13 protein-coding genes and 2 pseudogenes are annotated in these 20,886 nt (G+C 75.0%); 11 read left to right on the top strand and 4 right to left on the bottom strand.

What is annotated here, in order from left to right:
- Positions 1–280: 280 nt before the first annotated feature.
- From ACWC9R_RS34310 to ACWC9R_RS34295, 4 genes and pseudogenes are all read left to right on the top strand, one after another.
- On the top strand, positions 281–1,408 hold the full coding sequence (locus tag ACWC9R_RS34310) for a glycosyltransferase family 4 protein (protein WP_450737489.1): 1,128 nt from the start codon (positions 281–283) through the stop codon (positions 1,406–1,408).
- Positions 1,405–2,634 carry a glycosyltransferase gene (locus tag ACWC9R_RS34305; protein WP_450737487.1) on the top strand — a complete coding sequence of 410 codons (1,230 nt, stop codon included), beginning with the start codon at positions 1,405–1,407 and terminating at the stop codon, positions 2,632–2,634. Before ACWC9R_RS34310 ends, ACWC9R_RS34305 begins: the two co-directional genes overlap by 4 nt.
- A 17-nt stretch (positions 2,635–2,651) precedes the next feature.
- A complete protein-coding gene (locus tag ACWC9R_RS34300) occupies positions 2,652–3,584 on the top strand; it encodes an SGNH/GDSL hydrolase family protein (protein WP_450737491.1) in 933 nt (310 codons plus the stop codon).
- A pseudogene (locus tag ACWC9R_RS34295) lies at positions 3,581–7,199 on the top strand (hydantoinase B/oxoprolinase family protein). Before ACWC9R_RS34300 ends, ACWC9R_RS34295 begins: the two are co-directional and overlap by 4 nt.
- A 17-nt stretch (positions 7,200–7,216) precedes the next feature.
- Here the strand turns inward: ACWC9R_RS34295 and ACWC9R_RS34290 are convergent.
- From ACWC9R_RS34290 to ACWC9R_RS34280, 3 genes are read right to left on the bottom strand one after another with little or no spacing between them, the layout of a single operon-like run.
- Positions 7,217–8,080 carry a 5-oxoprolinase subunit C family protein gene (locus ACWC9R_RS34290; protein WP_450737485.1) on the bottom strand — a complete coding sequence of 288 codons (864 nt, stop codon included), beginning with the start codon at positions 8,078–8,080 and terminating at the stop codon, positions 7,217–7,219.
- A complete protein-coding gene (gene pxpB, locus ACWC9R_RS34285) occupies positions 8,077–8,700 on the bottom strand; it encodes a 5-oxoprolinase subunit PxpB (RefSeq protein WP_450737483.1) in 624 nt (207 codons plus the stop codon). The genes ACWC9R_RS34290 and pxpB overlap by 4 nt, the downstream gene beginning before the upstream one ends.
- A complete protein-coding gene (locus ACWC9R_RS34280; protein ID WP_450737481.1) occupies positions 8,697–9,479 on the bottom strand; it encodes a LamB/YcsF family protein in 783 nt (260 codons plus the stop codon). Before ACWC9R_RS34280 ends, pxpB begins: the two co-directional genes overlap by 4 nt.
- 306 nt (positions 9,480–9,785) lie before the next feature.
- Here ACWC9R_RS34280 and ACWC9R_RS34275 point away from each other — a divergent pair, with 306 nt between their 5' ends.
- The 7 genes from ACWC9R_RS34275 (at position 9,786) to ACWC9R_RS34245 (ending at position 20,637) form a co-directional block, all read left to right on the top strand.
- Positions 9,786–10,529: a GntR family transcriptional regulator gene (locus ACWC9R_RS34275; protein ID WP_450737479.1), complete on the top strand. Its 744-nt coding sequence runs from the start codon at positions 9,786–9,788 to the stop codon at positions 10,527–10,529.
- A 156-nt stretch (positions 10,530–10,685) separates the two neighbouring features.
- Positions 10,686–11,396: a DUF969 domain-containing protein gene (locus tag ACWC9R_RS34270; RefSeq protein WP_362614505.1), complete on the top strand. Its 711-nt coding sequence runs from the start codon at positions 10,686–10,688 to the stop codon at positions 11,394–11,396.
- A complete protein-coding gene (locus ACWC9R_RS34265) occupies positions 11,393–12,361 on the top strand; it encodes a DUF979 domain-containing protein (RefSeq protein ID WP_393359008.1) in 969 nt (322 codons plus the stop codon). Before ACWC9R_RS34270 ends, ACWC9R_RS34265 begins: the two co-directional genes overlap by 4 nt.
- A gap of 91 nt (positions 12,362–12,452) precedes the next feature.
- On the top strand, positions 12,453–13,097 hold the full coding sequence (pcp, locus tag ACWC9R_RS34260; protein WP_450737478.1) for a pyroglutamyl-peptidase I: 645 nt from the start codon (positions 12,453–12,455) through the stop codon (positions 13,095–13,097).
- A gap of 190 nt (positions 13,098–13,287) precedes the next feature.
- Positions 13,288–14,811 carry a hypothetical protein gene (locus tag ACWC9R_RS34255; protein ID WP_450737477.1) on the top strand — a complete coding sequence of 508 codons (1,524 nt, stop codon included), beginning with the start codon at positions 13,288–13,290 and terminating at the stop codon, positions 14,809–14,811.
- Between the two features lie 169 nt (positions 14,812–14,980).
- Positions 14,981–15,880, top strand: coding sequence for a hypothetical protein (locus ACWC9R_RS34250; RefSeq protein ID WP_450737490.1), 900 nt, complete (start codon positions 14,981–14,983; stop codon positions 15,878–15,880).
- Positions 15,881–15,954: 74 nt separating this feature from the next.
- Positions 15,955–20,637, top strand: coding sequence for a hypothetical protein (locus tag ACWC9R_RS34245; protein WP_450737475.1), 4,683 nt, complete (start codon positions 15,955–15,957; stop codon positions 20,635–20,637).
- 27 nt (positions 20,638–20,664) lie between these two features.
- On the opposite strand, the pseudogene ACWC9R_RS34240 reads toward ACWC9R_RS34245, so the two are convergent.
- Positions 20,665–20,886, bottom strand: a pseudogene (locus ACWC9R_RS34240) (S-(hydroxymethyl)mycothiol dehydrogenase); the annotation flags it as partial.

The raw sequence follows: 20,886 nt of genomic DNA, 5'->3' as shown, positions 1-20,886 counted from the left end.
GGAGGGGCAGGGTTTCCGGACGTAAAGCGAAGCAGTCCGGAAACCCTGCCCCTCCGGCCCGTCACCGCACCCGACACCCACCCGCCCGCCGCAGGCGCAACGGCGAGGAACCTGCAAACATCACCCGCACCCACGCCCCGCGCAGCGGAGCTGAAACGGGGACAAGCCACCACGGCGGGAAAGCCGAAAACGTGGGGCAACGGCAAAGCGCAGCGGAACGTTCTCCGGGTGGAAAGATCCCTTTGGCTCGCTCCACGCACGGTGCGCCGAGAACAGCCGTATGCGTGTCGTCCTCGTCACCGAATCCTTTCCGCCCGATGTCAACGGCGTCTCCCACTGCGCCCTGCAAACCGCCCGGCATCTCGTCCGGCGCGGTCACGAACCGCTGGTGATCGCGCCGCTCGGGGGTGCTTCGGCGGATGCCGGTGCGGACGAGAGTCCCTGCCCGGTCGTCCGGGTGCCCTCCATGCCGCTGCCCGGCTATCCGCAGGTGCGGATCGCGCTCCCCGGGCGCCGGCTGTCCGCGGCGCTCGACGGGCACCGCCCCGACCTGGTGCACCTCGCCAGTCCCTTCGTCCTCGGAGCCCGCGGGATGGCGGCCGCTGCCCGCCGCCAGGTGCCCGCGATCGCCGTCTACCAGACCGATCTGGGCCGCTACGCCCGTACCTACCTCGGTGGTGGCGGGGCCACGGCCTGGCGGCGTATCCGGGCGGTGCACGCCGCCGCCGACCGCACCCTGGCGCCCTCCAGCGCCGCCCTGCTGGATCTGACCGAGCACGGCGTGCCACGAGTCCACCTGTGGCCGCGAGGTGTCGACTCCGAGCGGTTCCACCCCGGGCGGCGCGACGCGGTGCTGCGCAGCTCGCTGACCGCGGGGCGGGAGCTGCTGGTGGGGTACGTGGGGCGGCTCGCGCCGGAGAAGGATGTCCGGCTGCTGGCCGAGACCTCGCGGCTGCCGGGCGTCCGCACCGTCGTCATCGGCGACGGCCCCAGCGCCGCCGGGCTGCGCACCGCGCTCCCGGAGGTCCGCTTCCTCGGCCGCCGCACCGGGGACGAACTCGCCCGGCTCTACGCGTCGCTGGACGTCTTCGTGCACACCGGGCCGTACGAGACGTTCTGCCAGACCGTGCAGGAGGCGATGGCCTCCGGGGTGCCGGTGGTGGCGCCGCGGGCGGGCGGTCCGCTGGACCTGGTGGACCACGGCCGTACGGGGCTGCTGGTGACGCCGGGCGACGGCGGGGCGTTCCGGGACGCGGTGCGGCTGCTCGCCGACAGCGCCGGGCAGCGGGGCCGATACGGCGCAGCGGCCCGCCGGGCGGTCGCTGACCGCACCTGGGAGGCGGTCGGTGACCAGCTGCTGGGGCACTACGAGGCCGTGCTCGACGACCGGACGGCGGTGGCGGCATGACCGCGCGACGCGGCGGCGGGGCGGGGCTGCGGATCGTCCGGATCGCCAACTTCGTCACCCCGGCCTCCGGCGGGCTGCGCACCGCGCTGCGCGAACTCGGCGCGGGCTACCGGGCCGCCGGGCACGAACCGGTGCTCCTGGTCCCCGGGCCCCCGGGGAAGGACGGTGCGGCGGGGCTCCGCGACGAACTCACCGGTCAGGGGCGGGTGATCACCGTGCCCGGGCCGGAGCTGCCGGGCAGCGGCGGCTACCGCATGCTGACCGACCGCCGCCGGCTGGCGCGGCTGCTGGACTCGCTGGCCCCCGACCGGCTGGAGGTCTCCGACCGGACGACGCTGCGCTGGACCGGGGAGTGGGCGCGCCGGGCCCGGGTGCCCGCGGTGATGGTGTCCCACGAGAGCGTGGACGGGGTGCTGCGTACCTGGGGCGTGCCGCAGCCGCTCGCCCGTACGGCGGCGGACCGGCTCAACCGCCGTACGGCGCACGCCTACAGCCGGGTGGTGTGCACCACCGAGTGGGCGGCGGCGGAGTTCGTCCGTGCCGGTGCGCGCAATGTGGTGCGCGCGCCGCTCGGGGTCGATCTCGACGCCTGGCACCCGGACTGCCGCAGCGCCGAGCTGCGGCGGCACTGCGCCGGGCGGGCCGAGGTCCTGCTGCTGCTCTGCTCCCGGCTGTCGCAGGAGAAGCGGCCGGGCCGGGCCCTGGACGCGCTGGCCGAGCTGCGGCGGCGCGGGGTCGACGCGGCGCTGGTGGTGGCCGGTGACGGGCCGCTGCGGGCGCGGCTGGAGGCCCGGGCGCGGGCCGAGCGGCTGCCCGTGGCGTTCCTCGGGCACCTCGCCGACCGCTCCCGGCTCGCCGCGCTGCAGGCCGGTGCCGATCTCGCGCTGGCGCCCGGCCCGGCCGAGACCTTCGGGCTGGCCGCGCTGGAGGCGCTGGCCTGCGGCACACCGGTGGTGGCCAGCGCGGCGTCGGCGCTGGCGGGTCTGGTCGGCGGGGGCGGGGACACGGCGCTCGACGACGGGCCGTCCTTCGCCGACGCGGTCCAGCGGGTCCTGGCCCGGCCGGAGCCCGCCCGGCGCACCGCAGCCCGTCGGCGGGCCGAGAACTACGGCTGGCAGCCCGCCATCGACGCCTTCCTGGCGGCGCACGACGCGCCCGCACCGGTCGGCAGGCCGGTCCCCGCCGCGGCCGCGCCGCATCCGGCCGGCCCGTTGGGCGGGTGGTGACGGTGGGCTCCGAGGGGGTGGTGACACCGGCACGGACGCCGGGCGGTGGGGCCACGGTCCCGGGCTGCTTCGCCGCGCTCGGCGATTCGCTGACCGAGGGGCTCGGCGACCCGCTGCCGGGCGGCGGCTGGCGCGGCTGGGCCGCGCTGCTGGCCGAGGCGCTGGGCGAGCGGCCCGGCGGCGTCCCGCTGGTGAACCTGGCGCGGAGCGGGGCGCTCGCCGCCGATGTCGCCGAACGGCAGCTGCCCGCGGCGCGGGCGCTCCGGCCGCGCTTCGCCTCGCTGCTCGTCGGGGCGAACGACACCCTGCGGGCCGCCTTCGCCATCGAGCGGGTGGCGGCCGCGCTGGACCGGGCACACGGCGCGCTGAGCGCCGACGGGGCGGTGGTGCTGACGGCGTGTCTGCCCGATCCGGGCCGGATGCTGGGGCTGCCCGCGCCGCTGGCCCGCCCGTTGGGGCGCCGGATGCGCGCCGTCAACACCGTCGTCCACGCGGTGTCCGCCCGCTACGGGGGCGTGCATCTGCACCTCGCCGACCACTCCTGGGCCGCCGAACGCGCCTCATGGAGCGTGGACCGGCTGCACCCCAGCGAGCGCGGCCACCGGCTGCTGGCCCGCGGCTTCCACACGGCGCTCGCCGCCGGCCGCCCCGTCGGGCCGCCGCCCGCGCTCACCCTCGACGGACCGCAGCCGACCCGCACCGGCTCCGCGCTGTGGATGGCGACCCGCGGGACCCGCTGGGTCGCCGACCGGTGCACGGACCTGCTGCCCGGTCTGCTCGGGCTGGCGCTCCAGGAGTGCCGGCACGGCCTGGCCGGGTCCGGGCGGCTGCTCGACGCCGCGGCCGACACCGCCACCCGCTCCGCGCTCGCCGCGCTGAGCAGGCCGTACGGCGCGGCCACCGGCAAAGACACCGGGACGGCGAAGGGCGCTGCGACAATGGCGGGATGACCGGACGCTGGGAGTTCTGGATCGACCGGGGCGGCACGTTCACGGACGTCGTCGGCAGACGGCCGGACGGGCGGCTGGTCACCGCCAAGCTGCTCTCGCACCATCCGGAGCGCTACCGGGACGCCGCGGTGGCCGGCATCCGGATGATGCTGGGGCTCGGCCCGGACGAACCGGTGCCCGCCGAGCGGGTGTCCGTCGTCAGGATGGGCACCACCGTCGCCACCAACGCCCTGCTGGAGCGCACGGGCGAACCGACCGTACTGCTGATCACCGAGGGCTTCCGGGACGCGCTGCGGATCGCCTACCAGAACCGGCCGCGGATCTTCGACCGCCGGATCGTGCTGCCCGAGGCGCTCTACGACCGGGTGATCGAGGTACCGGAGCGGATCGGCGCACAGGGCGCGCTGGTCCGGCCGCTGGACGTGGACGCGGTCCGCCACGCGCTGATCCGGGCCCGCGCGGACGGCCTGCGCAGCGCCGCCGTCGTCCTGCTGCACGGCTACCGCCATGCCGAGCACGAGAGGGCCGTCGCCGAACTGGCCAGACGGGCCGGCTTCGCCCAGGTCAGCTGCTCGCACGAGGTCAGCCCGCTGATGAAGCTGGTGCCGCGCGGCGACACCACCGTCGTCGACGCCTATCTCTCGCCGATCCTGGGCCGCTATGTCGACGAGATCGCCGCCCAGCTCCCCGGCATCCGGCTGATGTTCATGCAGTCCAACGGCGGGCTGCGGGAGGCCGCGCACTTCCGCGGCAAGGACGCGGTGCTGTCCGGCCCCGCGGGCGGCGTGGTCGGCATGGTCCGTACGGCCGCCGAGGCCGGCGGCGGCCACGACCGGGTGATCGGCTTCGACATGGGCGGCACCTCCACCGATGTGTCGCACTACGCCGGGGAGTTCGAGCGGGTCTTCGGCAACGAGGTCGCGGGCGTACGGATGCGCGCCCCGATGATGAACATCCACACCGTCGCGGCCGGCGGCGGCTCCGTGCTGCACTTCGACGGGCGCCGCTACCGGGTCGGCCCCGACTCGGCCGGCGCGAACCCGGGCCCGGCCTGCTACCGGCGCGGCGGCCCGCTCACCGTCACCGACGCCAACGTGATGCTCGGCCGCATCCAGCCCGCCCACTTCCCGGCGGTCTTCGGGCCGGACGGTGACCAGCCGCTGGACGCCGAGGCGGTCCGTACCCGCTTCGCCGAACTGGCCGCGCGGGCCGCCGCCGAGACCGGGGACGACCGCGGCTCGATCCGAGGAGGTCGCGGCCGGTTTCCTCGACATCGCGGTGCTCAACATGGCCAACGCCGTCAAGAAGATCTCCGTTCAGCGCGGCCGGGACATCACCCGCTACGCCCTCACCAGCTTCGGCGGCGCCGGCGGCCAGCACGCCTGCGCGGTCGCCGACGCGCTGGGCATCGACACGGTGCTCGTCCCGCCGCTGGCCGGGGTGCTCTCCGCGTACGGCATCGGGGTCGCCGACGCCACCGCGATGCGTGAGCAGGCCGTCGAGGCGGAGTTCACCGACCCCGTGGCCGTCGGCCGGGTCCAGGAGGCGTGCGACGCCCTCGCCGCGCAGACCCGGCGCGAACTCCTCGACGACGGGGTGCCGGACGCCTCCGTCACCACCCGCGCCCGGGTACTGATCCGCTACGCCGGGACCGACTCCACCCTCGGCGTCCCGCTGGCCGACGCCGACACCATGGCCGCGGACTTCGCCCGGGCGCACCGCGAGCGCTACGCCTTCACCATGGACAAGCCCCTGGTGGCCGAGGCGGTGTCGGTCGAGGCGGTGGGCGCGGCCGGCGGCGCCGGTGACCACGAGACCCGACCCGGCGACCGGGAGGGGGAGTTGACGCGGGCCGCGACGATCCGGATGTACACCGGCGGCCGCTGGCAGGACACCGGCCTCTACCGGCGCGGCGACCTGTGCCCCGGGGACACCCTCACCGGGCCGGCGGTCATCGCCGAGGAGGACGCGACCACGGTCCTCCACCCGGACTGGCAGGCGGCCATGGGCGAGCGCGGGCACCTCACGCTGACCCGGACCCGGCCGCGCTCCGGCCGGGTGGCGGTCGGCACGGACGCCGACCCGGTGATGCTGGAGGTCTTCAACAGCCTCTTCATGGCCATCGCCGAGCAGATGGGCGTCCGTCTGGAGCACACCGCGCACTCCGTCAACATCAAGGAACGCCTCGACTTCTCCTGCGCGCTCTTCGACGCCGAGGGCAGTCTGATCGCCAACGCCCCGCACATCCCCGTGCACCTGGGCTCGATGGGGGAGTCCATCCAGGAGGTGCTCCGGCGCCGCGGAGACGACATGCGGCCCGGCGACGTGTACGCGATCAACGATCCGTACCACGGCGGCACCCACCTCCCCGATGTCACCGTCGTCACCCCGGTCTTCGACACCGACGGGGACACCCTGCTGTTCCTGGTCGCCTCCCGGGGCCACCACGCCGAGATCGGCGGCATCACCCCGGGCTCGATGCCGGCCTTCAGCCGCACCGTCCAGGAGGAGGGCGTCCTCTTCGACAACTGGCTGCTGGTGCGCGACGGCGAACTGCGCGAGGAGGCGACCCGCGAGCTGCTCGCCGCCGGTCCGTACCCCTCGCGCGCACCGGACGCCAACCTCGCCGACCTGCGGGCCCAGATCGCCGCCAACGAGAAGGGCATCCAGGAACTCCGCAGGATGACCGAGCAGTTCGGGCTGGACGTCGTCCGGGCCTATATGGGGCACGTCCAGGACAACGCCGAGGAGTCGGTCCGGCGGATCATCGCCGGGCTGTCGGACGGCAGCTGCCGCTACGAGACCGACAGCGGGGCCGAGATCCATGTGGCGCTGACCGTCGACCGCGCCGCCCGCGGCGCCGTACTCGACTTCGCCGGCACCTCACCCCAGCAGCCCGGCAACGCGAACGCGCCCAGCTCGGTGGTGATGGCGGCCGTCCTCTACGTCTTCCGCACCCTGGTCGCCGACGACATCCCGCTCAACAGCGGCTGCCTCAAGCCCGTGGAGGTCCGCATCCCCGAGGGCTCGATGCTCGCCCCCGTCTTCCCGGCCGCCACCGTCGCGGGCAACGTGGAGACCTCCCAGGCGGTCACCGGCGCGCTCTACGCCGCGCTCGGTGTGCAGGCCGAGGGCTCGGGCACGATGAACAACCTCACCTTCGGCAACGACCGGGTGCAGTACTACGAGACCGTCGCCAGCGGTTCGGGCGCCGGCGACGGCTTCGACGGCGCGGACGCCGTCCAGACCCATATGACCAACTCCCGGCTGACCGACCCCGAAGTGCTGGAGTGGCGCTACCCCGTCCGTGTCGACAGCTTCGCCATCCGCTCCGGCAGCGGCGGCAGCGGCCGCTGGCACGGCGGCTGCGGCGTCGAGCGCCGGCTGCGTTTCCTGGAGCCGATGACCCTCGCCCTGCTGACCAACCACCGCCGGGTCGCGCCGTACGGCATGGCCGGCGGCTCCCCGGGAGCCCTGGGCGCCAACTGCGTCGAGCGGGCGGACGGTACGCACGAGGACCTGGCGGGCTGTGACGTCGCGGACGTCGGTGCCGACGACGTGCTGGTCCTGCGCACGCCGGGCGGCGGGGGATACGGGGTGCCGGACGGCGGCTGACCGCACGGCCGTTGGGGCTAGCCGATGCGGACGAAGCGGACCGGCGTGCCCGGCACGGCCTGGGCGGCGGGGGCCAGACAGCGTTCGGGGACGACGCCGACGACCGGGTAGCCGCCGGTCGTGGGGTGGTCGTGGAGGAAGAGCACCGGCAGGCCGTTGGGCGGGACCTGGAGGGCGCCCAACGGCATGCCCTCGCTGGGGAGTTCACCGGTGCGGGCGCGTTCCAGGGGCGGCCCCTCGGTGCGCAGCCCGATGCGGTTGCTGGCGGGGGAGACCCGGAAGCGGCCGGTGGTGAGGGTGCGCAGACCGGCCTCGGTGAACCAGGCGTCGCGCGGGCCGTGTAGGAACGGCAGCAGGAGTTCCGCCGCCGGGCCGGGGTGCGGGACGGCGTCGGCACCGGCTGGAGAGCCGTGCGGAGCGCCCAGGGGGAGGACCGCGCCGTCGGTGAGCGGGTCCGGGCCCAGGCCGGAGAGCAGATCGGTGGCGCGGCTGCCGAGCACCGGTTCGGCGTCGACGCCGCCGGCGAACGCGAGGTAGGAGCGCAGCCCGTGGGTGGCGGGCCCGGCGTCCAGGACGGCGCCCGCCGGCACCCGGACCGGGGCGCCCCAGGGGGCGGGGCGGCCGTCGACGGTCACCGGGCAGGGGGCGCCCGTGACGGCGACGGTGCTGGCCGTCCGTACCCGCAGGGCGCAGCCGGTGAGCGTGGTCTCCAGGGTGGCGGCGGAAACGGGGTTGCCCACCAGGCGGTTGGCGAGCCGGTGCGCGGGCGCGTCGAGGGCACCGGCCCGCGGCACCCCGAGGTGCGCATGGCCGGGCCGGCCGAGGTCCTGGACGGTGGTGAGCGCACCGGCCCGGACGACCGAGAAGGCGCGGTCGGTCATCGGGCGGTCTCCTGCGGGACGAAGCGGACGCGGGTGCCGGGGGCGAGCAGTGCGGCCGGTTCGCGGCGCGGGTCCCACAGCACGGTGTCGGTGGTGCCGATCAGCTGCCAGCCGCCGGGGGAGGAGCGCGGGTAGACGCCGGTGTACGGGCCGGCCAGGGCGACCGAGCCGACCGGCACCTTGGTGCGGGGGGTGTCCCGGCGCGGTACGTGCAGCGGCTCGGGCAGACCGGTCAGATAGCCGAAGCCCGGCGCGAAGCCGCAGAAGGCGACATGGAACTCCGTGCCGGAGTGCCGCCGTACGACCTCGTCCGGGGTCACGCCCCACAGGGCGGCGACATCGGCGAGGTCGGGGCCGTCGTAGCGGACCGGGATCTCCACCGTGGGCCGGTCGCCGGCGGTGAGCGGCGGAATGTCCCAGGCGGCGAGTTCGGAGAGGAGCCCACGCGGGTCGGCGAGGCCGTCGAGCAGCACCGTACGGGCGGCGGGCACGATCTCGCGCAGCGGCGGCAGGGCGCCGTCGGCGGCCCGGCGCAGCAGTTCGGCGTGCAGCGCCTCGACCTCCTCGGCGTTGTCCAGCTCGATGAGCAGACCGTGTTCACCGACCGGCAGCGGCCTCATACGAAGCTCCGCACCGGGACGCCGGCCGCGGTCAGCTCGGACCGCACCCGCCGGGCGAGGTCCGCGGCTCCGGGGGTGTCGCCGTGCAGACACAGCGAACGGGCCGTGAGGCTCACGCGCCGGCCGTCGCGGGCGGTGACGGCGTGGTCCCGGGCCATGCCGAGGGCCCGCTTGACGACCTCGTCGGGGTCATGGATCACCGCGCCCGCCTCGCGGCGCGGCACCAGTGTGCCCTCGGGGGTGTAGGCCCGGTCGGCGAACGCCTCGCCGACGACCGGGAGTCCGGCCTCCGCGGCGGCCTCGTGGAGCCGGGAGCCGGGCAGCCCCAGGACCGGCAGCGCCTCGCCCGCGGCGCGGATGCCGGCCACGACGGCGCGGGCCTGCTCCTCGTCGTGGACACAGCGGTTGTAGAGCGCGCCATGGGGTTTGACGTAGCCGACGCGGGCACCGGCGGCGCGCGCGAAGACGTCCAGGGCACCGATCTGGTAGGTGATCTCGGCGGCCAGCTCGTCCGGCGGGACGTCCATCGCGCGGCGGCCGAAGCCGGCCAGGTCGCGGTAGGAGACCTGGGCGCCGATCACCACCCCGCGCTCGGCGGCCAGTTCGCACACCCGGCGCATCGTGGCCGGGTCGCCGGCGTGGAAGCCGCAGGCGACGTTGGCGCTGGTGACGACGGAGAGCAGGGCCTCGTCGTCGGTGAGCTGCCAGCGGCCGAAGCCTTCGCCGAGGTCGGCGTTGAGGTCGATGACGGGAGGGGGCACCGTGCTGCGCTCACTCATGTGTGTCCGTTCCAGAGGGCTCGGGGCCGGCCGGTGCGCGGTGGTGCGGCATGCGGGGCCCGTGTGCGGGCAGGGGCGGGCGGGACGTTCCGGCCGGCCCGTATCCGTAGTGGCTCTCCCCTGAGGGCAACTTGAGCCGACCGGCGTCGAGGACAACGTAGAGGATTGTTCAACGATCCGACAAGAGGTGTGTGCGGACCGTTCACGGGTGCGTTGTTTCGTCCTCCCATCTGGGATTGACTTCCGCCCAACGACACCGGGACGGCCGGAACGCGCCGCCCGGTACGCACGAGAGCGGGGAGCGGAATGGCGGGCGGCACGGCGAAGAACGATCAGGGGCGGCTCACCGAGGTCGCGGGCCTGGAGCGGGACCGCCCGCTGCTGGGCCGCTCCAGCACGGCCGAGCGGGTCGCCGACATTCTCCGCGACCGGATCGCCGAGGGCTACTTCCCGCCCGGCGCCCGCCTCTCCGAGGAGAGCATCGGCGGCGCGCTGGGGGTCTCGCGCAACACCCTGCGGGAGGCCTTCCGGCTGCTGACCCATGAGCGGCTGCTGGTGCACGAACTCAACCGCGGGGTGTTCGTCCGGGTGGTGACCGTCGAGGACCTGGAGGACATCTACCGGGTGCGCCTCCTCGTGGAGTGCGCGGCGGTACGGGGGCTCGGCCAGGGGCCCTACGGCGCCGGTGTGAACGACGCCGTCGCGGCGATCGAGGCCGCCGTACGGGCCGGCGAGACGGCCTCGGAGGAACGGGAGTGGCAGGCGCTCTCGACGGCCAACATCCGCTTCCACCAGGGCGTCGTGGCCCTGGCGGGCAGTCCGCGCACGGATGAGCTGATGCGCGGGGTGCTCGCCGAACTCCGGCTGGTCTTCCACGTCATGGCCGACCCCCGGCGCTTCCATGCGCCCTATTTGACCCGGAATCGCCAGATTGTCGAGGCGCTCCAGGCGGGCGATGCCCCAGAGGCTGAGCGGCTCCTGCGGTCCTACCTGGAGGACTCGCGCAGCCAGCTGTCGGGGGCGTACGCGCAGCGCATCGCGGAGGGATGAGGGGCCGGAGAGTCACCGCGCGGCCCGCCTCAGGGGGCGTGGCCGATCCGTTGTGACAGACCCCTTGTCGGATCGTTGAACAATCGCCTAGCCTCCGCTGCAATCTCTTCATCCCCTCACGGACCCGTGGGGTCCCCGTACGCGGAAGGCGCATCCATGATCGTGCTCCTCGGCGTGCTCGTGGTCGTGATCGGTTTCGCCACGAAACGCAACCCCCTGCTGGTCGTAGGCGTGGCCGGCATCGCGACCGGCCTCCTCGGAGGGCTGTCGCCGGGCCGGGTGCTCGCCGCGTTCGGCGAGGGCTTCGCCGGCAGCCGGGCGGTGACGATCTTCGCGATCACCCTCCCGGTCATCGGCCTCCTGGAGCGCTACGGCCTCCAGGAGCAGGCCCGCAACCTCATCGCCCGGTTCTCCAAACTCACCACGGGCCGCTTCCTGGCGCTCTACCTCGGTCTGCGGCAGATCGGTGCGGCGGTCGGACTGACCCAGGTCTTCGGCCACGCCCAGACCGTCCGCCCGCTCGCCGTCCCGATGGCCGAGGGCGCGGCCGAGCGCAAGTACGGCGGACTCCCGGACCGGACGCGGGAGAAGGTCCGGTCGTTCTCCGCCAGCGCGGACAACGTCGGCCTCTTCTTCGGGGAGGACGTCTTCCTCGCCGTCGGTTCGATCCTGCTGATCACCGGCTTCGTCAACACCACCTACGGCACCCACCTCGAACCGCTGCAGCTCGCGCTGTGGGCGATCCCCACCGCCGTGTGCGCCTTCGTGGTCCACGGCTGGCGGCTGCTGCGCCTGGACCGCCAGCTGGAACGCGAACTGCTCACCGCCCACGTCGACGACACCGCAGCAGTGGAGGCCGCCAAGTGATCAAGGCAGAGTGGTTCTACTGGCTGGTGGGGATCAGCTTCCTGGTGATGGCCTTCCAGATGGCCACCGACCGCAGCAACCCCAAGCGCCTGGGCACCGGCACCTTCTGGGGCCTGATCGGCGCCGGCTTCATCTACAGCAGCTGGGTCGTCACCAAGCAGGCACCCGCCGAGCCCCTGGGCGTCGCGGTGCTGCTCATGGCCTGCCTGGCCGGCTTCGGGTTCACCGGACGCGGCACCCCGCGCACCACCACCACGGAGGAGCGCACCGCCAGCGCCGCCAGGCTCGGCAACCGGCTGTTCGTCCCGGCGCTCACCATCCCGGTCGTCGCCATGGCCTGCGCCATCGGCGTCAAGCACCTGTCCTTCGGGGGTGAACCGGTCCTGGAGGAGGGCAGCGAGACCATCCTCGGCCTCGGTATCGGAGCCGTCGTCGCCCTCGTCGTCGGCATGCTCATCCTCCGGGAGAAGCGGATCTCCGTACCCGTGCAGTCCGGCCGTTCCATGCTGGAGGCGATGGGCTGGGCGATGCTGCTGCCGCAGATGCTGGCCACCCTGGGCGCCATCTTCCAGGTCTCCGGCGTCGGCGACCAGGTCGGCAAGCTGACCACCTCCATCCTGCCGGACGACTCGCTCTACATCGCGATCGTCGTCTACTGCGTGGGCATGTTCGCCTTCACCATGATCATGGGCAACGCGTTCGCGGCGTTCCCCGTGATGACCGCGGCCGTCGGCTGGCCCGTCCTGGTCGGCCACTTCGACGGCAACGCCCCCGCCGTGCTGGCCATCGGCATGCTCGCCGGGTTCTGCGGCACCCTCGTGACCCCCATGGCCGCCAACTTCAACATCGTCCCGGCGGCGCTGCTGGAACTGAAGGACCAGTACGGGCCCATCAAGGCACAGCTGCCCACCGCGGGTGTGCTGCTCGGCTGCAACATCGTGATCATGGCGCTGTTCGCCTTCTGAACCGGTCCCCGGGCGCCGCCCCTCCGTGGCCGGCGCCCGGGGACCGGCCCGTTCCGTCCTCCGCTCCAGCCGTCGCACCAAGGATGACCGTATGACCCGGGTACTGCTGACCGGATTCGCCCCTTTCGATGGTGAATCCACCAACCCCTCCTGGCAGGCGGTCCGCGCCGCCGCGGCCGAACCGCCGGACGGCATCGAGCTGTTCGCCGCCCAACTGCCCTGCGTCTACGGAGCGTCGGTGGCGGTACTGCGCGCCGCGATCGAGGAGACCCGCCCCGAGATCGTGGTGTGCGTCGGCCAGGCGGGCGGCCGGCCCGACCTCACCGTCGAACGCCTCGCCGTCAACGTCGACGACGCCCGCATCCCCGATGCCTCGGGCGCCGAACCCGTCGACGAGGCGATCGTGCCCGGCGGCCCCGCCGCGTACTTCTCCACCCTGCCGATCAAGGCATGCGTCGCGGCCGTCCGCGCCGCCGGACTGCCCGCCTCCGTCTCCAACACCGCGGGCACCTACGTCTGCAACCACGTCTTCTACGGCCTCGCCCACCTCATCGCCACCGAACTGCCCGGGATACGCGGCGGATTCGTCCACGTCCCCTACGCGCCGGAGCAGGTCCTCGACCGCGCCCTGCCCTCGCTCCCCACGGACGCCGTCGCCCGGGCGCTGCGCGAGATCGCCCGCACCGCCGCGCACACCCGCACCGACCTCCGCGTCGCCGAAGGGGCCACCCACTGAGACCGGCACCGGCGCACACCGGACCTGGCGGGCCGCCGCCGCACGCCACCCCGTAGACTGTCGCGCCGGTCCGTGAGCGGTCCGCGAACGGCCCATGAGCGGCCCGTCAACGGACTCACCTGCGGTTCCACCCAGGAACGCCTCCGCGCCGTTTCGTCCGTTGTCAGTGCGAGCGCCTACTCTGTGCGACGTGACTTTTCCCGCCCCGGGGGCCGCTGCGCCCCAGCTCAACGGCCCTCACCGGCCTGCGCCGGGCCCGGCCGCCGACGAGGGCCTGGCCCGTCGGCTGCGTGCCCTCGCGTGCACCGCGCCGCTGCACGACCTCGATGCGCGCAAGGCCAACCTCGCGGGCGAGTACGGCGTCTACGCCATGGCGGAGGTGGCGCTCGCCGTCATCGACCTCGTCACCCTCAACATGGACTTCGACACCGGCGCCGACCACGAGGAGATAGTGGCGAAGGTGCTCCCCCGGGTCGCCGCCCAGGCTCCCCGCCGCGCCGCGCTCGAGCACGAGCGGGTGGCCCGCTGGGTGCTGGAGAACCTGATCAACGTCGGCAGCGTGGACCGCGGCTTCCGCGCCGTCTACGGCACCTTCACCACCGAGGGCGAGTACGTCCGCCGCGACTACGACTTCAAGCTCATCGAGGAGGTGCCCGGCGCCGGCGGCAGCGTCTACCTCCGGGCCACCGACGAAGCGGTCAACGTCCTGGTCGGCGCGCTCGACACGGACGTCACCAGCGCCCAGATCGCCGCCGAGGTCAAGCTGGAGGTGCTGATCAACCGCGGCCGGCTGGCCGACGCCCAGCTCGCCGCCGAGCAGGCCCGCTACCGCACCGTGCAGTACGCCGAGACGCTCCGCAGGACCCTGGACGCCACCCGCCGCAACGTCCGCGCCGTCGACTGGCTGCAGACCGTCCCCGACATGATCACCGAGGCGCTGGACCACGTCGCGGACCGCTACCGCCACGAGAACGCGATCCTGACGAACATCCGCAAGGCCCGCGACGAGACCGAGGAGCCCGAGCACAAGCGGCGGGCCGCCGAGCTCGTCGACATCGTCAAGGACTGCATCCGCCGCCACACCCAGCTCCAGTCCCGGCTGCTGGAGGCCGGGCCGCTGTTCCGCGCCGAGCAGGACCGGCAGGCCTTCGCCACCCCCACGGCCCGCTCCGGACTCGACCTCTACGGCCAGCTGGTCGCCCCGCTGCTGCCGCTCCCCGCCGAGCAGGCCATCCGCGTCACCGACGCCTTCTTCGCCAAGGGCACGGGGCTGCGTACGCCCTCGGCCGCGCGGATAGGGGACCTCGTCGAGATGCTGCTCACCCCGCCCGTGGAGCGTGAGCACCTGGGTGCCGAGATGCCCGAGCCCGACCTGGTCGCGACCCCCGACGACAGCCGCTTCAGCGAGGCCCAGCTGGACGCCGCGATGGCGCTGCTCGACCTGCCCGCCGACGCGCCCCGCCGGCTCTCCGGCCTGCTCGCCGAGGCGCGCCGCAGCGACCCCGAACTCCCCTACCTCGTCGCCCTGCTGGCCGTACACGCCGCCAGCCCCCCGGTCGGCACGGCCTACCGCCAGGGAGAACCGCAGCTGCTGTTCGCCGTCGACGACGGCACGGAGCTGATAGACCCCGAGTTCGGCGGCGCCGACCTGATCGTCGGCAAGGCGCTGCTGGACGCCGCCGGCATGGCCGCGGACCGCTCGGAGGTGGCCTGATGCCCCGCGCCCAGGACGAGCGGCCGGCGACCGGCGGGGCGCGCCCGGTCCGGCGGGCCCATGGCGCGCCGGGCGGCCGTCCGCCGTCCCACCGGCCCGAGATGTCCCCGACCGTCCCCTGCAAGGAGCTTGTTCCGTGACCCAGTACGACGAGGCGCCGCAGCCGGACCTGGCGTCCGGGACCGGTGAGCCTGGCTGGGGCGCGCCCGCCGCCGACGCCGGGCCCGCCGCTGCGGGCCCCCCGCCCCTCACGCCCGCCGACGCCGCCGACGCCGCGCGGCTGGTCTCCTTCGGCCTCCAGCCCAAGCTGCTGCCCGCCCGCGACGCCGAATACAGCGAACTGCTCCGCCGCTACCGGGACGACCCCGCCTTCGCCCGGCTCGCCGACGCCGTCGCCACCGGCCTCGGCCTGGTCGTCCTGGAGGTCTCCACCCGCGCCGGGATGGCCGTCACCGCCGACGAGGACTCCGTCTTCGCCGTACGCATGGGCGACTACGCCCGCCGCGCCTCCGCCGACTCCGCCGACCGCTTCCTGCACGGCCTGGCCCACCTCGCCGTCGCCGCGCTGGCCTTCCCGCGCCCCGAGGACCTCGCCGACGACGGCTACATCGGCCGGATCACGGTCAACGGGGTCGACGCCTTCGTCCGGCAGGCCTGCCGCCGCCTGGAGGAGCGCGCCGAGCAGGAGGGCGAGAACACCGACCCGGCCACCGACGCCCCCGGCCTGGAGTCCGCCTGGCGCATCTACGCCCGGCGCAGCGCGACCGGCGCCACCAAGGACGCCCGCCGGCTGGCCGGTTCGACCACCGGCATCATCGCCAAGGCCGTCACCTTCCTCGTCGACTCCGGCTTCCTCCAGCGCACCGGTGACGACGCCGGCGGCGCCTACCGCACCACCGCCCGCTATCAGCTCCAGGTCCGCGACATGGCCGGCAGCGCCGCCATGGCCGAACTCCTGGAGCTGGGCATCGTCCCCGTCGCCGACGGCAGCGCCGCCCTCATGCCGGGCGAGGAGACCGACGACCTCGACCTGGTCGCGGACGCCGGACTGCCCTTCCACTCGGGCTGACGGGCCCCTCGACCGCCGACCATCCGGTGGCCGCCCGCCGCCACCCCTTCCCGCCACGACAACGAGAGTCCGCCATGTACGAGCTGTCCCGGGTCCGCCTCTACTCCATCGGGCCCGCCGGTGCGCGCTACGCCGACACCGTGCTGGACCTGCGCGGAGTCGGCGCGCCCGTACCCCAACCGGCCCCGGCCCAGGCGGACTTCTTCGAGGACGAACCGGTCGGCCCGCCGCGCCGCCCGGCGCCCGCCGGGGTGCTCTTCCTGGAGAACGGCGGCGGCAAGTCCGTCCTGCTCAAGCTGATCTTCTCGGTGATGCTGCCCGGCCACCGCAACACCCTCGGCGGCGCCAGCTCCGGTGTGCTGCGCAAGTTCCTGCTCGCCGACGACTGCGGCCATGTCGCCCTGGAGTGGCAGCACGTGGTGACCGGCGAGAGCGTGGTCGTCGGAAAGGCCAGCGAATGGCGCGGCCGCCAGGTCTCCAACGACCCCCGGAAGTTCGCCGAGGCCTGGTACAGCTTCCGTCCCGGCCCCGGAATGAGTCTGGACTCGCTCCCCGTCGCCGAGGCCACCGTCGTCCGCCCCCGCCAGGAGGGCGGCGAGGGCAGCTCCGGCGCCCAGGGCCGCCGCCGCACGATGAAGGGCTTCCGCGACGTCCTCACCGAGGCGGGGAAGAACTACCCCAACCTGGATGTCGTCTGGGAGGAGGGCCACGAGCGCTGGAACGTACACCTCGGCGAGCTGGGCCTGGACCCGGAACTCTTCCGCTACCAGAGGGAGATGAACGCCGACGAGGGCGAGGCGGCCGGCCTGTTCGCGGTCAAGAACGACTCGGACTTCACCGACCTGCTGCTGCGCGCCGTGACGGACACCCGCGACACCGACGGCCTCGCCGACCTGGTGCACGGCTTCGCCCACAAGCTCGGCCGGCGCGCCGAACTCACCGCCGAACGGGACTTCACGGCCGGCTCCCTCGACCTGCTCTCCCGCATCGCCGATGCCGCCGAACACCGGGAACGCGCCCGCGAGGTGCATGCCGGAGCCGAGCGCCGCACCCGCGGCCTCGCCCAGCGGCTGCACGCCCGCGGCACCGAGGAGCGCGGCCGCGCCGCCGCACTCGCCGAGCAGGTCGAAGCCGCCGCGCACCGCGTCACCGACGCCGAGCAGGTCCGCGAGCGCCGCTCCCTGGTCTCCGCCGAACTCGCCTACCGGCACGCCTCGCTGGCGCTGGCCGCCGCGGAGAAGGGCGCCGCCGCCCAGCGCCGGGAACTCAACGACGCCCGTACGCTGCACAGCGCCTGGCAGGCCGCCGAGATCGCGCTGCGGCACCGCGCCGCGGCCGACCGCTCCGCCCGGGTCGCCGCCGCCATCCGCGAGGCCGAGCGGGACGCCGCGCCCGCGCTCGCCGCCCGAGCCACCGCCGCCGCCGACCTCGTCCGCGCCCTGCACGCGGCGGCCGAGGCCGGTGAACGGGTCGCCAACGAGGAGGAGGAACGGTCCGCCGCCCTCCAGGAGGCCGGTGAGTCGGCGCACCGCGACGCCACCACCGCCGCCACCCACGCCCAGCGCGCCCGCAGCGAGGCCGAGCACCTCAAGCAGCGGCTCGCCGAGGTCACCGAGGAGACCGCGGAGGCCGTCCGGGCGGGCTGGCTGGACGACAGCGCCCCCGACGCGGACCCGGCCCGCGCCGCGCTGGCCGCCTCGGACGCCGAGAAGACCGCCGTGGAGGCCTGGGACTCGGCCCGTGAGGCGGCCCGGCAGGCCACCGACCGGGCCCGCGAGGCCACCGCCCGGCACTCCGCCGCCGAACTGGCGGCGGCCCGCGCCGAGGACGCCGCCGAGGCCGCCGAGCGCGCGTACGAGGCCGAGCGCCGGGCCGCCGAGTCCATCGGCGCCGAACAGCGCCTCACCGACCTCCTCGGCCTCCCGCAGGCCGAGGCCAGGGCCCTCGGCGTGCCCGGCCCCCGTACGGCCTCCGGCACGGACCCGGGCGCCGCGCGCCGCCCCGCCGCCGGCCCGCTCACCGCCGAGGAGCTGGACCGCAACGCCGACGGGCTGCGCGAGCTGCTGGAGGCGGGCGTCGCCGGCGCCGAGCGGCAGCTGTTCGACCTGCGCACGGCCGCCGCCGACGACGCGCGGATTCTCGGCGCGCTGGGCGACGGCGGTCTGCTGCCCCCGGGGCCCGATGTGCTGGCCGCCGTCGAGTACCTCGGCGAGCACGGCGTCCCCGCGCTGCCGGGCTGGCGCTATCTGGCCCAGTCCGTCGACCCGGCCGACCACACCCGGGTGCTCGCCGCCCGCCCCGAGCTGGTCGACGGCGTGATCATCACGGACCCGGACACCCATGCGCGGGCCCGCGAGGTGCTCGCCCAGGCCGCGCTGCTGCCGCGCTCGGCCGTCGCGGTCGGCACCGCCGCCGCACTGCTCGCCCCCACGCCCGCCCCCGACGAGCGGGAGTCCGGCGTCTTCCTCGTCCCGCCGAACCCGGCGATGCACGACGAGTCCGCCGCGGACGAGGAGCGCCAGGCGCTGCGGGCGCGCGCCATAGAGCGGGACGACGAGATCCGCGCGCTGGCCGCCCGGCTCGCCGGGGACCGGGCGCTGGCCGCCCGGCTCGGCTCCTGGCGTACCGGCTGCCCGGCCGGCCGCCTGGAGGAGCTGGCCGCCGCCGCGACGGAGACCCGGACGGCCGCTGAGGAGGCCGCCGCGGAGCTGGCCGAGGCCCGCGCGGCGCGCACCGAGACCGAGGAGGTCGCGGCCGAGGCCACCCGGGTGCGTGACGAGCGCCAGGAGACCGCCCAGCGCGCCCGCCGCGCCGCCGATCTGCTGGCCGGGCTCGCCCACCGGCTGCGCGAGCGCGCCTCCTGGCAGTCCCGGATGCGGGAACTCGCCGACGAGGCGGCCGAGTCCGAGGACCGTGCCGAGGAGTGTGTGGACCGCGCGCGGGCCGCCGACGAGGACCGCAGAGCCGCCCAGCGGGCCGCCGACGACGCCCGCCGCACCGCCCGTGCGCTGCGCGCCGAGCGCGCCGAGATCGCCGGTGTGCCGGACGACCTGGGGGAGGCCCCCGAGGCCGCGAGCGCCTCGCTGCCCGCACTGCGCGAGGCCTACCGCGCCGCCTCCCAGCTGTACGAGAAGGTCGGCGTCGGTGCCGACCTGCGCGCCGAACAGGCCCGAGCCGAGGGCGAGGAGAGCGCCGCGCTGGCCGAGCTGAACCGCCTCACCAACAAGGTCCGCACCCGCGCGGAGGCGCTCCTGGAGAGCCCGGACGCCGCCGACGGCCCGTCCCGGCAGGCCGCCGCGGCCCGCGCCGAATCGCTGGTGCACATGCTGGAGACCCGCGCCTCGGCCGCCAGCGAACAGCTCGGCCGGCTGCGCGGCGAGGCCGAGCGGCTCGCCCCCACGGACGGCGAGGCGCACACCGAGCTGCCCGAGGAGCTGGTGCCCGCGGACGCCGACCGCGCCAAGGAGCTGCTGCGCACCGCGGCGGGCGAACTGGCCACCACCACCGAGGCGTTGACGACCGCCCGGGACCGGCACGAGGAACTGCTGCGCGGCCACCGCGCCGCCGAGGACGCGGCCGGCGGCTTCGACGAGACGGCTGCTCTGCTGCGCGATCTGCTCCGTGACCACCAGGACGCCGAGGAGGCGGCGGACGGGCCGGTCGAGCCGTACCCCGGCCGGCTGGCGGACGCCCGGCAGGCCGCCGCCGAGTCCCGCCGCTCGCTGCGCGGCTGCGCCGCCGATCTGTCCACCGCCGACTCCACGGTCCGCGAGGCCAGCGACATCCTCGTACGGCACGCCAACTCCACCCGCTACGAACAGGTCCGCACCCCCGCCCGCCAGCAGATCCGCGAGCTGCCCGCGGTGGCCCTCCCGGACCACGCCGCCAAGTGGGCGGAGGCCTTCGCGCCCCGGCTGCGGGTGCTCACCGACGAGCTGGAGCAGCTGGAGCGCAACCGCGACTCGATCGTCGACCGGCTCCGCGGGCTGGTGGAGTCCTCGCTGACGACGCTGCGCTCCGCCCAGCGGCTGTCGCGGCTGCCCGAGGGGCTGGGGGAGTGGTCCGGGCAGGAGTTCCTGCGCATCCGGTTCGAGGACCCCGACCAGGCCACGCTCACCGAGCGGCTCGGCGAGGTGATCGACGAGGCGACCCGGGCGGCCGTCAAGAAGAACAGCGATCTGCGGCGGGACGGGATGTCGCTGCTGCTGCGCGGGGTCAGCGCGGCGCTCCAGCCGCGCGGGGTGGCCGTGGAGATCCTCAAGCCGGACGCGGTGCTGCGCGCCGAACGGGTGCCGGTCGGGCAGATGGGCGATGTCTTCTCCGGCGGCCAGCTGCTGACCGCCGCCATCGCCCTGTACTGCACGATGGCGGCGCTGCGCAGCAACGACCGGGGCCGCGACAAGCAGCGGCACGCCGGCACGCTGTTCCTGGACAACCCCATCGGCCGTGCCAACGCCACCTACCTGCTGGAGCTGCAGCGCGCCGTCGCCGATGCGCTGGGCGTCCAGCTGCTCTATACCACCGGCCTGTTCGACACCACCGCGCTCGCCGAGTTCCCGCTGGTCATCCGGCTGCGCAATGACGCCGACCTGCGGGCCGGGCTGAAGTACATCAGCGTCGAGGAGCATCTGCGGCCGGGCCTGCCGCAGCCGGACCCGTCCGGCGAGGCGGTGCACGGGCAGATCACGGCGACGCGGATGTACCGGCGGCCGGAGGACCCGGCCCCGGAGGAACCGGCGGACCCGGCCGGCGGCTGACCCGCGGCGCGGGGGTCCTGCGGGCGGTCAGACCACGACCACCGACCGCAGGACCTCCCCGCGCTGCATCTTGGCGAAGGCCGGTTCGATGTCGTCGAGCGCGATGGTCTCGCTGATGAACCGCTCCAGGTCGAGCTTGCCGCTCAGGAACAGATCGATCAGTACGGGGAAGTCGCGGCTGGGCAGGCAGTCGCCGTACCAGGACGACTTCAGGGCGCCGCCGCGCGCGAAGAGGTCGAGGAGCGGCAG

It is taken from the genome of Streptomyces sp. NPDC001219 (assembly GCF_053597915.1).
The sequence above is the reverse complement of the archived record's forward strand: the minus strand, read 5'-3'. Positions and strand labels throughout refer to the sequence as shown.

Bases quoted from the DNA above. Each gene is read 5' to 3' on its own strand.
- ACWC9R_RS34310 (WP_450737489.1), top strand. From the start codon at position 281: ATGCGTGTCGTCCTCGTCACCGAATCCTTTCCGCCCGATGTCAACGGC.
- ACWC9R_RS34305 (WP_450737487.1), top strand. From the start codon at position 1,405: ATGACCGCGCGACGCGGCGGCGGGGCGGGGCTGCGGATCGTCCGGATC.
- ACWC9R_RS34290 (WP_450737485.1), bottom strand. From the start codon at position 8,080: ATGACCGACCGCGCCTTCTCGGTCGTCCGGGCCGGTGCGCTCACCACC.
- pxpB (WP_450737483.1), bottom strand. From the start codon at position 8,700: ATGAGGCCGCTGCCGGTCGGTGAACACGGTCTGCTCATCGAGCTGGAC.
- ACWC9R_RS34280 (WP_450737481.1), bottom strand. From the start codon at position 9,479: ATGAGTGAGCGCAGCACGGTGCCCCCTCCCGTCATCGACCTCAACGCC.
- ACWC9R_RS34275 (WP_450737479.1), top strand. From the start codon at position 9,786: ATGGCGGGCGGCACGGCGAAGAACGATCAGGGGCGGCTCACCGAGGTC.
- ACWC9R_RS34270 (WP_362614505.1), top strand. From the start codon at position 10,686: ATGATCGTGCTCCTCGGCGTGCTCGTGGTCGTGATCGGTTTCGCCACG.
- pcp (WP_450737478.1), top strand. From the start codon at position 12,453: ATGACCCGGGTACTGCTGACCGGATTCGCCCCTTTCGATGGTGAATCC.
- ACWC9R_RS34245 (WP_450737475.1), top strand. From the start codon at position 15,955: ATGTACGAGCTGTCCCGGGTCCGCCTCTACTCCATCGGGCCCGCCGGT.